The sequence below is a fragment of the Kitasatospora sp. NPDC101108 genome, from assembly GCF_055584725.1.
Window position 1 is genome coordinate 255,553 of sequence record NZ_JBVJLM010000011.1, and the last position, 11,890, is coordinate 267,442.

At 74.3% G+C, this 11,890-nt stretch carries 14 protein-coding genes; 7 read left to right on the forward strand and 7 right to left on the reverse strand.

Annotated features, from left to right (window positions below; genetic code table 11):
- Positions 1–105: 105 nt before the first annotated feature.
- The 3 genes from ACZ6Z8_RS24445 (at position 106) to ACZ6Z8_RS24455 (ending at position 2,467) form a co-directional block, all read left to right on the forward strand.
- Entirely contained in the window at positions 106–588 is a 483-nt protein-coding gene (locus ACZ6Z8_RS24445; RefSeq protein WP_465612199.1) for a hypothetical protein, read from the forward strand.
- Positions 589–746: 158 nt separating this feature from the next.
- Positions 747–1,889 carry a serine hydrolase domain-containing protein gene (locus tag ACZ6Z8_RS24450; RefSeq protein ID WP_465612200.1) on the forward strand — a complete coding sequence of 381 codons (1,143 nt, stop codon included), beginning with the start codon at positions 747–749 and terminating at the stop codon, positions 1,887–1,889.
- Positions 1,886–2,467: a hypothetical protein gene (locus tag ACZ6Z8_RS24455; protein WP_465612201.1), complete on the forward strand. Its 582-nt coding sequence runs from the start codon at positions 1,886–1,888 to the stop codon at positions 2,465–2,467. The genes ACZ6Z8_RS24450 and ACZ6Z8_RS24455 overlap by 4 nt, the downstream gene beginning before the upstream one ends.
- A gap of 53 nt (positions 2,468–2,520) precedes the next feature.
- Here the strand turns inward: ACZ6Z8_RS24455 and ACZ6Z8_RS24460 are convergent, their stop codons facing one another.
- Positions 2,521–3,918, reverse strand: coding sequence for an alpha/beta fold hydrolase (locus ACZ6Z8_RS24460; RefSeq protein ID WP_465612202.1), 1,398 nt, complete (start codon positions 3,916–3,918; stop codon positions 2,521–2,523).
- Between the two features lie 174 nt (positions 3,919–4,092).
- On the opposite strand from ACZ6Z8_RS24460, the gene ACZ6Z8_RS24465 reads away from it, so the two are divergent.
- Positions 4,093–5,082, forward strand: coding sequence for an ArsR/SmtB family transcription factor (locus ACZ6Z8_RS24465; protein WP_465612203.1), 990 nt, complete (start codon positions 4,093–4,095; stop codon positions 5,080–5,082).
- Positions 5,083–5,148: 66 nt separating this feature from the next.
- Here ACZ6Z8_RS24465 and ACZ6Z8_RS24470 read toward each other — a convergent pair whose 3' ends face one another.
- The 5 genes from ACZ6Z8_RS24470 to ACZ6Z8_RS24490 all read right to left on the reverse strand — a co-directional run bounded on the left by ACZ6Z8_RS24470 (position 5,149) and on the right by ACZ6Z8_RS24490 (position 9,208).
- Positions 5,149–5,958: an alpha/beta fold hydrolase gene (locus ACZ6Z8_RS24470; protein WP_465612204.1), complete on the reverse strand. Its 810-nt coding sequence runs from the start codon at positions 5,956–5,958 to the stop codon at positions 5,149–5,151.
- A gap of 95 nt (positions 5,959–6,053) precedes the next feature.
- Complete coding sequence (locus ACZ6Z8_RS24475) at positions 6,054–7,553, reverse strand: outer membrane protein assembly factor BamB family protein (RefSeq protein ID WP_465612205.1); 1,500 nt, start codon at positions 7,551–7,553, stop codon at positions 6,054–6,056.
- A 194-nt stretch (positions 7,554–7,747) separates the two neighbouring features.
- The gene (locus ACZ6Z8_RS24480) at positions 7,748–7,873 is read right to left on the reverse strand and encodes a hypothetical protein (protein ID WP_465612206.1); all 126 of its coding nucleotides are present in this window, start codon (positions 7,871–7,873) and stop codon (positions 7,748–7,750) included.
- Positions 7,874–7,896: 23 nt separating this feature from the next.
- Positions 7,897–8,739: a DUF6215 domain-containing protein gene (locus ACZ6Z8_RS24485; RefSeq protein WP_465612207.1), complete on the reverse strand. Its 843-nt coding sequence runs from the start codon at positions 8,737–8,739 to the stop codon at positions 7,897–7,899.
- Positions 8,740–8,836: 97 nt separating this feature from the next.
- Positions 8,837–9,208: a VOC family protein gene (locus tag ACZ6Z8_RS24490; protein WP_465612208.1), complete on the reverse strand. Its 372-nt coding sequence runs from the start codon at positions 9,206–9,208 to the stop codon at positions 8,837–8,839.
- 131 nt (positions 9,209–9,339) lie between these two features.
- Between ACZ6Z8_RS24490 and ACZ6Z8_RS24495 the strand changes: the two genes are divergently transcribed.
- From ACZ6Z8_RS24495 to ACZ6Z8_RS24505, 3 genes are all read left to right on the forward strand, one after another.
- The gene (locus tag ACZ6Z8_RS24495) at positions 9,340–9,657 is read left to right on the forward strand and encodes an ArsR/SmtB family transcription factor (protein WP_465612209.1); all 318 of its coding nucleotides are present in this window, start codon (positions 9,340–9,342) and stop codon (positions 9,655–9,657) included.
- A gap of 505 nt (positions 9,658–10,162) precedes the next feature.
- Entirely contained in the window at positions 10,163–10,492 is a 330-nt protein-coding gene (locus ACZ6Z8_RS24500) for an SH3 domain-containing protein (RefSeq protein WP_465612210.1), read from the forward strand.
- A gap of 48 nt (positions 10,493–10,540) precedes the next feature.
- Positions 10,541–11,230, forward strand: coding sequence for an alpha/beta hydrolase (locus tag ACZ6Z8_RS24505; protein ID WP_465612211.1), 690 nt, complete (start codon positions 10,541–10,543; stop codon positions 11,228–11,230).
- 68 nt (positions 11,231–11,298) lie between these two features.
- Here the strand turns inward: ACZ6Z8_RS24505 and ACZ6Z8_RS24510 are convergent, their stop codons facing one another.
- Positions 11,299–11,670: a cupin domain-containing protein gene (locus ACZ6Z8_RS24510; protein ID WP_465612212.1), complete on the reverse strand. Its 372-nt coding sequence runs from the start codon at positions 11,668–11,670 to the stop codon at positions 11,299–11,301.
- Between the last annotated feature and the right edge of the window lie 220 nt (positions 11,671–11,890).

Below are 11,890 nucleotides of genomic sequence, written 5' to 3' on the forward strand. Positions count from 1 at the left end.
CTCCCCCGCCCGAGGGAGGAGGCCGCCCCCAGCACTACCCGAGCAGGACGCCCACCAGGGCCCGTCTCCGCGACGGTTGGATCACCACCGACCGAAGGAGCGGACATGACCACCCACCACCCCCGCGCCGTCGCCCTGGCCGCCTGCCTCGCCCTGCCCTACATCGCGCTGAAGTCCTACTGGGCGGCAGGCGGCCGGGCCGGGATGGCCGACGGCTTCGACATGGCGGACGAGTTCCGGCGCAACGGCGCGCCCACCGCCCTCATCTGGCTGGCGCGGCACGGCATCGACTTCACCGCCCTCCTGGCACTGACCGGCGTGGCCCTCGCCCTGCTGCTCACCCACCGCCCCCCGGCCCGCCCCCTCCCCCGTCGCCTGCTGCTCGCCCCCGCCTGGGCGGGCACCCTCCTCATCCCCTACGGCCTGCTCACCGCCCTGCTCGGTGCGGTCGGCAGCGGTTCCGACCCCGCCCCGTTGACCGGTTGGGTGGCCCCGGCCGGTGCGGCGGCCTTCGTCGGCATCGGCACCGCGCTCGCGCTCGCCGCCTGGCCGCACCGCCGTGTCCGCCGAACCGTGACGGCCGGTTAGCGTCCCGGCGCGACGCTGCGGCCGTCACACCGGCCCCACCCGTCCCGGGCCTGCCAAAACCCTTCGTCACGGCCGCCGGTACCCCGTACCGTGGTCCGGTCGATGATCTTGGCGGACGCAGTGCGCGGGCGCCACGCGAGCAGAACGGGGCAGCACCCATGCAGCAGTACCAGGGCTGGGCCGACGACCGCTACGGCGCCGTCGCGGACGCCTTCGCCGGCAACTTCGCCGACTTCCCCGAACTCGGCGCCGCCGTCACGGTGTTCGTCAACGGCCGCAAGGTGGTCGAGCTGTGGGGCGGCACCGCCGACCAGCGCACCGGCCGGGCCTGGACCCAGGACACCCTGGTGCCGGTGTTCTCCTGCGCCAAGGGCGCGGTCAGCATCAGCGCCCTGCTGCTCGCCCAGCGCGGCCTGCTCGACCTGGACGCCCCGATCGCCCGCTACTGGCCCGAGTTCGCGCGCACCGGCAAGCAGGCCGTCACCACCCGGATGATCCTCGGCCACCGGGCCGGTCTCCCGGCCCTGGACGCGGTGCTCTCCTTCGAGGAGATCGCCGCCTGGCAGCCGGTGATCCGCGCGATCGAGGAGCAGCAGCCGCTCTGGGAGCCCGGAACGACCTACGAGTACCACGGCCATGTGTTCGGCTTCGCGGTCGGCGAGGTGATCCGCCGGATCACCGGCCTGACCCCGGGCGCGTTCCTGCGCAAGGAGATCGCCGAGCCGCTCGGCCTGCCGGTGTGGATCGGACTGCCGGAGGGCGAACTCCCGCGCCTCGCCCGGCTGGTGGAGGCGGAGGGCCGCCGCCCGATGCCCGGTCCGGAGCACCTGCTCACCCGGATCGTCACCATGAACGGCGCGCTGGTCTTTCCCGGCCTGGACGTGCCGCACGGCTGGAACGACCCGGCCCTGCACGCGATCGAGCTGCCCGGCGCGGGCGCCGTCGCCTCCGCCACCGGACTGGCCGGCCTCTACGCGGCCGCCGCCACCGGCCTGGACGGCGCCCCCCGTCTGCTCTCGCACGACACCGTGACCGACGCGGTGCGCGAACTCTCCGCCGGCCAGGGCTTCCTGGGGTTCGACATGGGCGCCCGCTGGGGCTCCGGGCTGCTGCTGGACTCCCCCGCGTTCCGCCCGCTGCTCGGCGCGCGCAGCTTCGGCAACGACGGCGCGGGCGGCCAGTTCGCCTTCGGCGACGACGAGTTCGGCGTCGGCTTCGGCTACGTGGCGAACCGGATGATCGGCCACGGCGACGCCCGCGCCAACCGGCTGATCGAGGCGGTGCGCGGGTGCCTGGGATGACGCCCGAAGTGCCCACCGGCGCGGCGGACTTCCTGGCCCTGCTCACCGAGCTCGCCGCCACCGCCGACCTCGGCGGCCTGCGCTACGACGCCTCGCTGCCGCTGCTCGCCACCCGCTTCGGCGACCCGTACGACTCGGGCCGCGTCCACAAGCAGAGCCGCTGGCCGCACGCCTTCGGCTGGGGCGACGCCTGGACGGTCTTCTGCCGCTGCCGCCGGCTGCGCTCCTTCTCCCTGCCGGCCTGGCACGGCGAGCTGGAACTACCGGTGGACGGCGGCGGATTGCGGACGTACGACACCCGCGTCACCGAGTCCGCGCTGATCGGCGCGCTGACCGCCGCCGGCTGCTCCTGGGAGACCGTGACCTACGAGAACATCCCCGGACAGCGGACCCTGGAGGTCGCGCCGGCCGAGGAGGTCCGGGTCGGCTTCGTCCTGGTCGACCAGCCGGACCAGGACCAACCGCCTTTCCCGGACCGGCTGCTGCACAAGGTCAGCCTCTGGGGCTACGACCACCCCGACTGCCCCGAGCCCGACCGCGCCCTGCCCGACGACGGCTGGGGCGCGGCCGGACGCTGAGGCTCCGGCGGGCCGTTCCGTCCCCTGTGCGGAACGGACCGCCGGCGGCCCCGCTACTTGAGCAGGAAGTCGTAGACCGCCTGCCGCCCGGCCGGGTCGGCCGCCCGGGTCTGTACGGAGTGCGCCGCACCCGGGACGATCACGATCCGCGGGTCGTGGGTCAGCGCCGCCTGCTGGTACAGCCACTCGTACGGGGTGGAGAGGTCCCGGTCCCCGCCGATCAGCAGCACCGGCACGTCGGGCAGCTTGCGGTGCGCCGGCGGCAGCGGCGGCACCTGCTCGCGCGGCCAGTCCTGGCAGACCAGCAGGCTGCCCAGCCCGGTCGCGGTCGCCGCGTCGTACGGCCAGGTCTGCTCGGCGGTCAGGTCCTGCCGGGTCCGCGCCAGCGCCTCCGCCCGGCCGTCGACCGGAGTGTCCGAGGAGCCCCACGGGTAGCGCCCGTCGGCGCACAGGGTGGCGGCGTGCAGGCCCTGGCTGAGCGCCTCGGCCGGGGCGGCGTCGCCCTTGTGCACCTGGTCGATGAAGGCCTGGAGCTTCTGCGGGTGCCCGCCGGCGGCTTCGTGCAGGGCTTCCGGCACCCCGCCGTAGTTGGGGTCGGCGAACTCGTAGCTGGTGAGCGCGTCCAGGATCTGCGCCCCGTTGCCGTACCGGCGGACGGTGGCGGCCAGGTCCTCGGCCGGGTCGGTGGTGCAGCCGGTGGCCTGGCAGGCGGTGCGCAGCACCCGGGCGGTGGCGGGCAGCGCGACCAGGTCCATCGGGTCGTAACCGCCCTGCGGCACCACCGAGTCGAGCACCAGCCGGGCCACGTGCGCGGGCCGGGCGAGGGCGTAGCGCTCGGCGACGAAGGTGCCGTACGAGACGCCGTCCAGGGTCAGCCGGTGGTCGCCGAGGGCCTGGCGCAGCAGGTCGATGTCGGCGACGGTGTCCGCGGTGCTGTAGAAGCGGGCGTTGGGGCCGAGCGCGGTGGCGCAGTCGGCGATGGACTGCTTGCGCGGCACGGCGAGGTCGGAGGAGCCCATGTCCTCCTGGAGCCCGGGGCACTGCAGGGCGCGCTCGCCGGTGCCGCGCTGGTCGTACATCACCAGCCGGTAGTCCTTCAGGAGCGGCTCGATCTTGCTCGCGATCCGGCGGATCAGCGGCACGCCGGGCTGGCCGGGGCCGCCGGTGAGGAACAGCAGGTCACCCTTGGGGGCGTCGGCGTTGCCGGTCATCGCCACGTCGAGCCGGAGGTCGCCGGGGGTCCGGCCGCCGTGGTCGAGCGGCACGGTGATGGTTCCGCAGGTGAATTCGGGTGCGCCCTGGCAGGGGGCCTGGCCGGTGATCCCGCCGCCCCGCCGGTGCGCGTCGGCCGACCGGTCCGGCGCCGCTGCGGCGGGGGTGGCCAGGGTGGTGCCGGCGACCACCGCGACGGCGCCCAGCAGGGCGGCGATGCGGCCTCGCTTGCTCGTCATGTTCGTCCTTCCGCTCGCGCCGCGTCCGTGCTGACGCGGTCACGGGAATCAGCTTGGGCGGGGGCGACTTCGAACGCGAGCGTTCGTGGAAGGATTCGACCAGGGTCGAAGGGTCACGGTCCGAAAGGCCGACAAAACCGACTCCTTCGAACGGTCCGGGAGGGGGACGACGGCATGATCCGGCTTACCATCGACTCGGCCGGGCTCGCCCGCACCCGGTTCGCGGTCTCGCCGCTGCACGAGGCGGTCAACACCCTGATGGCCTCCGGGCTCAACTCCCGCACCGGCCCGTACGCCTGGGTGAGCCGCACCCGCCGGGTGCTGCGCCGGGAGAAGCTGGAGCTGCTGTCGGGGCTGGCGCTGGAGCAGGACGGCGGCTACATCCCCGACTTTCTCTCCCCCCACCCCACCGGCCCCGAGCCGACGGTGGCGGAGCAGCTGGAGGCCGTCCGCCGCACCGACCCGGACCGGGTCCGGGCGGAGCTGGAGACGGTCCGGCGCGGGATCGCCGCCGCCAATCTGGTGGGCCGTCCGGTGCCGGACGCGGTGCTGCGCGGCCTGGAGCGCGGCCCGCGCCACTTCGCCGAGCGGATCGCCGACGAGCTGGGCCGGTACTGGGAGCTGGCGCTCGCGCCGTACTGGCCGGACGCCCGGGCGGTGCTGGACGCCGAGATCGACCAGCGGGGCCGCTTCCTCGCCCGGCACGGTTCCGGCGCGCTGTTCAACTCCCTCGCGCCGCAGCTCTCCTGGTCGGACGGGCTGATCCGGCTGGAGAGCCGCTTCGAGGTGACGCTGGCCGCCCGGATGGTGCTGCTGATGCCGACGCTGGTGAGCCGCCGGATCCACGTCATCCTGGATCCGGTCGACGGCTGCCACCGCCCGCCGACACTGATGTACCCGATCGCGCCGCCGGCGGCCGTCCCGCAGACGCCCGCGCCCGCGCTGGCCCAGCTGCTCGGGCCGACCCGGGCGGACCTGCTGGCCGCACTGGTCGGTCCGGCGACGACCGCCGCGCTGGCCGCCCGGCACTACCTGAGTGCGGGGACGGTCTCGTACCACCTGGGGGTGCTGCACCGCTCGGGCCTGGTGAGCCGGGTGCGCAGCGGGCGGGAGGTGCTGTACCGGCGGACGCCGCGCGGGGAGGAGCTGCTGGCGGGTCGATAGGGGTGGCCCGGCGGCAGGCGCATGGCTACGGCGCGCACCCTCGTTTTCGCGCCCCTCGGACTCGGTTCACACCAATGCGCGCGGGAGCACCACCCGCACCCACTCCTCCGGCTGCGACAGGTGCGGGGCGTGACCGGCACCCCCGTACACGTGCCGCTCCGCCTTCGGCAGGGCGAGGTCGATCAGGTCCAGCACCGCACCGAACATCGGCACGCTGTCGTCGCTCTGGGTGAGCAGCGCGGGCTCGGTGAACCGGGTCAGCCCGGTGAGGTCGAGGTCCAGCGCGTCCGGATCGCGCAGCTCGTCCAGGTAGGTGGGCGCGTTGCGGATGTAGGTGTGCCGGACCGGCGCCGGCAGCTGCTCCCAGGCGCCCGGGCCGAAGGCCAGGCTGTCCACGTACAGTTCGGCGGCCGCGGCGGACTCGGCCTGCTCCAGCAGCTCCCGGACGGCGGCGATCCGGTCGGCGAAGGCGGTGCCGATCGGCCGCAGGTCCGGGTCGGTGAGCAGGACGCCGCTGCCCGGAGGCTCGTGCACCGCGATGCCGCGCAGCAGGTCGGGCCGGGCGGCGGCGAGCCGGAGGGTGATCAGGGCGCCGTAGGAGTCCCCGTAGACGAAGGCCGGTGCGAGGCCGAGCCCCTGGATCAGACCGGCCAGGTCGGCCGCGTCCTCGTACACCGAACCCTGGGTGAGCAGGTCCTCACTGCGGCTGTGGCCCCGGCGGTCGTACGCGACGGCGGTGGTGGACTCGGCCAGGCCCGGCAGCACCCGCGCCCAGGAGTCCGCGTCGCTCCACGAACCGTGCACCAGGACGACACCGGGGCCCTCGCCCCGTGCCTCGTAGTGCAGTGAGACCCCGTTCACCCTGATCTCGGCCATCACGAGCCTCCCGGCCTCGGCGGTGCTCCCCCACCAGCCTGACACACCCGCCTGGAACGCTCAGCCCGCGCCGTACGCCGCCCGCGGCGGCCCGCTCAGCTCATCCCCCGGACCGGCGGCTCGTCCCTGGTCCCGTCCTCCGCGACCACCGTGAACCGCTCCCGGCCCGCCACCGCGAGATCCACCGGGTACAGCGAGGCCGTGTCGTTGACGTCCAGCTCGCGGCTGCGGCGGCCGGTCGCCGCGTCGACCCGGGTCAGCTTGTCGCGGGTCATCGCCCACACCGAGCCGCCGTCCACCAGCACGCCCGTCACCTGGTCGTCCAGGCCGGCCGTCCACTGCTTGCTGCCGTCCGCCAGGGAGTACGCGACCAGCCGTCCGGTGGCCGTGCGGCCCGGGTGGATGCCGCCGCTGATGCTGACGTCGCCGGGCTTCTCACCCGGGACGATGAACAGGTCGTCGACCACCACGCCGCCGAACAGCGGCCGGGCGGTGAACTCGTCGAAGGCGTGCACCCCGCCGAGCATCACGTCCAGGTCGTACTCGTCGCCGGAGACCGGGATCGAGGCGCGCTGCTTCCCGGACCGGTCGTAGCTGAGCACCGCATGGGTGCCGCGCTCGGCCTGGGCGTCGACCCAGACCGCGAGCGGGTCGACCGACACCACCATGAGGTTCCTGATCCCGCCCTCCACCGGCAGGTCGACCCGCGCCCGACCCGCTCCGTCCGCCGGTGCCAGCGACCGCAGGACCGCCGCGCCGTCACCGCACCGCGCGGCCGTCACCACGTCCTGCCCCCCGCCCGCGACCTCCAGCGGCGTGCACCCGGCGTCGGGCGCGCTGCGCCACAGCTCCCGGTCGTCCGTCAGGCGTACCGCCCGCCAGCCGTCGGTGCCCTGCAGCACGGCCTGGGCGCCCACCACCGCGACGAGGTCCGAATCCGCGGAGTCCCCGTCCCGGGCCGGGGCCTGCACGGTGTCGGTCCACCCCTCCTTGCCGTCCGCGAGGTCGAGCGCCGTCACGGCCGTGCAGGGCCTGCCGTGCGGAGAGTGGCCGACCAGGCCGACGCCACCCGCTCCGATCCCCCGGCTCATCGTGCACACGGAGTCCTCGCCCGGCGGCTTCCACTGCCAGGCCACCGACCCGCCGCCGCTGCGGTAGGCCACCACCTGGTCGGGGCGGACCCGCACCACCAGGCCCCGGCTGGTCCAGCTGCCGACCGCGCGGACGCTGGAGGGGTGGTCCAGCGGGGCCTTCCAGGAGTCGTTGAGGCCGTCGCCCGCGAAGCACAGGAAAATCCCCAGCCCCAGCACGGTGCCGACGGCCGCCGCGGGGAGCCCGCGCCGGGGGTGGATCAGCGCCCAGACGAAGCCCGCGCCGCAGGGCAGCAGCCCGAGGATGCTGATGGCGCCCAGGTAGCCGAGGCTGTCGCCGCCGAACCCGTTCGCCGGGCCCAGCACCACCGCCATCCCCATGCTCGCGAACATGGCCCCCAGGACGCCGCCGGAGACCACCATCCAGGCTTCCCTACTCCTGGCGAACCTGGCGCCCCACTCCATCCGTGCCCGGACGACGCTGTCCTCGGGCCGCTCGGCCATGCCGATCTCTCCCCTGCGAAGCGCCGCCCCCGCAGTAGGGCGACGATCATCGGATCGTCGCAGAGCAGAGCAAGATCCTAAACAAAGAGCAGGGAAAACCCCGCCCCACCCTGGACATGGGAGGCCCTGACCGGCCCGTTCGTTAGGAACCACGGCCCCGGCCCTGGGTCACCGATCGCGGTGCCGGCCGTGGGTCACCGATCGCGGTGCCGGCCGTGGGTCACCGATCGCGGTCCTGCCCATTCGTCACGAATCCCGGCCAGGGCGGCGGCCAGCGTCGTCTTGCCCGCACCGGCGCCCCCGGTGAGCGTCAGCAGCATGTGCACTCCCTCGCCTCCGCCGGTCAGCCGGTCGGAGGTCCGGCGGTCGGAGTTACGGCGGTCGGAGTTACGGCGGTCGGCGTTCCGGCGGTCGGCGTTCCGGCGGTCGGCGTTCCGCCGGCCCAGCCCTGCAGGCCCGGCAGCACCGCTTCGGCCACCCGGTAGAGGGTCCTGTCGTCGATCGGCCCGGAGTCCTTGCGCCAGATGCTGACCTCGAAGGTGCCCCCGGTCCCGTCCGGGTTCTTCGCCACGGCCAGGCAGTGGGCGGCGGAGCCGGTGCCGGAGGTGGACTTCCCGCCGCCGAGCGGGATCGAGAACAGCATCGTGGGTGACCGGTGGACCAGCGCCTGGTGGCCGAGCACGGGCGTGCGCGCGATCGTCGGGTCGCCGGGCGTGGCGAAGTCCTCCACGTCGACGTCCCCGTGGTCGGCGAGCTCGACGTACAGCTCCCTGAACTGCACCTCCGCCGCGCCGTAGTTCTCCTTGGTCAGGCCCGGTCCGAGAGCAGCCGACAGCCCGGGCTGGGCCACCAGCACCCGCTCCTCCGGCACCCCGACGAGCACCGGCAGGTCGGGCCGGTTGAGCGCGGCGCACAGCGTCGGGTACTTCGGCGAGTCCTTCTCCGTCGCGGCGGTGCACTTCGCCGGTTCGACGCCGTCGCGCTCCCTCTTCGCCAGGACCCAGAGCCCGGCGAACAGCACCCCCACCAGCACGACCGCCGCCCCCACCTGGAGCCCCACCCGCGGCCCGGCTCCGCCACCGCCCGGTTCGGCGACCGGCTCCGCACCCTCGGCGCTTCCGGCCCCCTCGGCGCTTCCGGCCCTCTCGGCGCCGGTCTCCACCGTTCCCCCACGATCGTCAGTCACCGGCGGACCCTACCCCGGGCCGCGCCCCACCCGCAGCCCCATTTCCCGGGCGTCCGAGGCCGGTTCCGACTTCCTTGCCGATTCACCTCATGGTCGGTCAATTCGCGGACGACGCTCGGTCCTTGGCGAACTCGACGTACTCGAACAAAGCCCCGCCCGGGTGCCGGACGGTGGCATTGCGCCCGGTCGGCACCTGATTGGGGCCGTCCAGCAGCTCTCCGCCCTTCTCCCGAAGCAACTCTCCGAGGCCGTCCAGGCCCTCGACCAGCAGGGTGGCCTGCACCCGGCGGAAGGGCGCCAACGCCTCCTCCGTGCCCGCGACGACCAGCAGGCCGCCGATCCGGGCGACCTCCACCCCGGCGTACGGGAAGCGCAACCCCGGTTCCTCGCCGGTGAGTTCGCGCAGCGTGGGCAGGGCGGCGTCCAGGTCGTCCACGTACACCCGCGCCAGCGTCGTCAGCACCTTCATCGCATCCATCGTTCCCATCGCCTCGATCGCTCGCCAAGATCATTTCGACTTTCCCGAACTATCGAAATGAGATACTAGACTGCCCACAGGGCCCACCACCAGAGCCCGCCAGCGCCCAGCCGAGGAACCCGATGCGGACCCTGCCCCAGCCCCACCCCGAGGACTTCGACCTCGCCGCCGTCCTGCACGCCCTCGGCGACCCGGTCCGCCTCGAACTCGTGCGCCGCCTCGCCGAGGAGGGCGAGACCACCTGCAGTCCCGAGGGCATCACCGTCCCGCGCTCGACCCTCTCCAACCACTGGCGGATCCTTCGCGAGGCGGGCGTCGTCGCTGTCCGCACCAGCGGCAAGACCCGCCTGGTCACCCTCCGCCGGAGCGACCTCGACGCCCGTCTCCCCGGCCTGCTCGCCGCCGTCCTGGACGAGCTGTCCGCCGAGCGCAACGGGTGACCAACTCCCTCGTCCACCCGGCAGGTTGACACCGGTCGGGGTACGGGCACCGGCCCCGGCACCGCCGAATCCCCGAATCCCCGAATCCCCCAAGGACGCCGCCCGGTTCGCCGGCACCTGGCCGACGGACCACCTCCGCCGCCCAGGGCCCTCGACCGGTCCGCCCGGACAGCCGGGGCACCGGCCACCGCGCACCGGGCCGGAGTCGTCCACCGGGACGCCAAACCCGCTCACACGAGGCCGCCGTTCGGGCCGCCGTCGTCCGGAGCGGCTCGACGCAACCGACCCGAAGCCGCCACGACGGCGCAACTGGTGGCGGCGTACGCCGAATTGACACGCACACCCAGGTGACCGCCGCTGTACCACCGGGCGTGCGCTCGCCCGACCGAGTGAGCAGCGGCGCGCGACGGTACGTGCACGACGGGCGGCTCGTTCTGCTGTACGTGATCCCCGTGCTCCCCACCGCTTCCGCACGCCCCGAGCACAGCGCTGCCCCGAGGCCGCCGTGGCGGTGATCGGCCGGGCGACGGCGGGGGTGGTCTCCCTCGCCATCCTGCTGGTCCCGGCGGCCGTCACCCCCGGCGAGCCGCAGGCGCCCCGGGTCGGGACGGGGTGGTGGGAGGTCTCCGCGAGCGCCGCCAACGTCCGGGTCGACCACTCCGGCGGCGACACCGCGATCGGGCTGGCGCAGTCCGGCGACCGGGTCGAGGTCGTGGACACCTGGACCTCACCGCTCGGCTCCCGTTGGGCGAAGGTCCTGGTCACCCGTACCGGGGTCACCGGTTGGGTCCTGTGGGCGCTCCTGACGCACCGTGAGCCGCAGCCGGAACCGTAGAATCCGCCTGTCCACCCCAGGCACCACCGTCCCCCAGGAAGGACCGGCGTGTTCCGAGCGCAGCGTCCGCGCACCGCACAACTCACCCCGTGGGAGGGCGACGGCCCGGTCTCCGGCGTCGTCCTGCTGCTGCCCGGCGGATTCATCCGCAGCCGGCGCGGACCGCTGCGGATCGCCGAACTCGGCCTGCAGGGCCTCGCCAACGAACTCACCGGCCGCGGCCGCCCGCACGGCCTCGCGGTGCACCTGCTGCGCTACCGCTACAGCGGCTGGAACGGCGCCGACGCCGACACCGCCGTCGACACCCACTGGGCGCTCGACGAACTCGAACGCCGTTACCCCGGCGCGCCGGTGGTCCTCATCGGCAACTCGCTCGGCGGGCGGGCCGCGTTCTGGTGCGCGGGACACCCGAACGTCGCCGGGGTCGCCGGGATCGCCCCCTGGCTGCCCAGCGGCGACCGGGTCGAACAGCTCGCCGGGCGCCGGGTGCTGATCGTGCACGGCACGGCCGACCGCAGCGCGGCGAGCGCCGCCCAGTCCCTGGAGTACGCGCTGCGCGCCCGGCAGGTCACGCCAGAGCTCGCGCGCTACGAGGTGCCCGGCGGCAGCCACTACCTGGTCCGGCAGAGCGCCGCCGTCAACGCGCTGACCACGGACTTCACACTCGCCTCGCTGGGCGTCGGGACGACGCCGCCGGCAACGGGCGCGGTCTGCACCCGCCTCCCGGCCCGGGCGTAGCACCCCGGTATGGCGGCGGGGGCGGAACGGCGGCCCGTACCGCCCCCGCGCCGCCCCGCCCCGCCAGGTCACTCCACCGGCGCCGCAGCCACCAGGGCGATCTCCGGCTGCTCACCGTCCGCCAGCAGGAAGTACCCGAGGAAGGTCGCGCCCTCCGGCCCGGCGTCGAAGCGCACCGGCACGCCGACCGGCTCGTGGAACACCTCCCCGGCCGTCAGCACCGTCTCAGGGCCGCCCTCGACCTGGAAGTGCACCGACCCGGCGACCACGCTGCCCAGCACCGGCCCGTTGTGCACGTGCCACCCGGCGGCGAACCCGGGCGGCATGGTGATCCTCCGCACCTCGACCCGGGAGATCGGCTCCACCGGCGACACCGGCTCGTCCAACAGCACTTCACGCCCGACGGGCAACTGATCAGGTGTCACGTTCGTCGTCTCCATAGCGGCCCATTCTGCCCGCCGCGCCCCACCCACTCGCTCCCGGGGACCGACCCCTGCCGATCGGCAGGGCCACCCCGCGAACCCAGTGATCGCTTTATGCCGATCGGCACATGTGCGGAGGGGGTTTGACGTCCTCCCGGCCCTAAAGGACCGGGATTCCTGCCACGGTCGTCTGACCGTCTCGGTGGGTTCCTGCTTCACGGCGCTGTGCCGGGACGAG

Excerpts from the sequence above, each read along its gene's own strand:
- ACZ6Z8_RS24465 (WP_465612203.1), top strand. The coding sequence starts at position 4,093 with ATGATCCGGCTTACCATCGACTCGGCCGGGCTCGCCCGCACCCGGTTC.
- ACZ6Z8_RS24480 (WP_465612206.1), bottom strand. The coding sequence starts at position 7,873 with ATGCTGCTGACGCTCACCGGGGGCGCCGGTGCGGGCAAGACGACGCTG.
- ACZ6Z8_RS24495 (WP_465612209.1), top strand. The coding sequence starts at position 9,340 with ATGCGGACCCTGCCCCAGCCCCACCCCGAGGACTTCGACCTCGCCGCC.
- ACZ6Z8_RS24455 (WP_465612201.1), top strand. The coding sequence starts at position 1,886 with ATGACGCCCGAAGTGCCCACCGGCGCGGCGGACTTCCTGGCCCTGCTC.
- ACZ6Z8_RS24475 (WP_465612205.1), bottom strand. The coding sequence starts at position 7,553 with ATGGCCGAGCGGCCCGAGGACAGCGTCGTCCGGGCACGGATGGAGTGG.
- ACZ6Z8_RS24490 (WP_465612208.1), bottom strand. The coding sequence starts at position 9,208 with ATGAAGGTGCTGACGACGCTGGCGCGGGTGTACGTGGACGACCTGGAC.
- ACZ6Z8_RS24445 (WP_465612199.1), top strand. The coding sequence starts at position 106 with ATGACCACCCACCACCCCCGCGCCGTCGCCCTGGCCGCCTGCCTCGCC.
- ACZ6Z8_RS24450 (WP_465612200.1), top strand. The coding sequence starts at position 747 with ATGCAGCAGTACCAGGGCTGGGCCGACGACCGCTACGGCGCCGTCGCG.
- ACZ6Z8_RS24510 (WP_465612212.1), bottom strand. The coding sequence starts at position 11,670 with ATGGAGACGACGAACGTGACACCTGATCAGTTGCCCGTCGGGCGTGAA.
- ACZ6Z8_RS24470 (WP_465612204.1), bottom strand. The coding sequence starts at position 5,958 with ATGGCCGAGATCAGGGTGAACGGGGTCTCACTGCACTACGAGGCACGG.
- ACZ6Z8_RS24460 (WP_465612202.1), bottom strand. The coding sequence starts at position 3,918 with ATGACGAGCAAGCGAGGCCGCATCGCCGCCCTGCTGGGCGCCGTCGCG.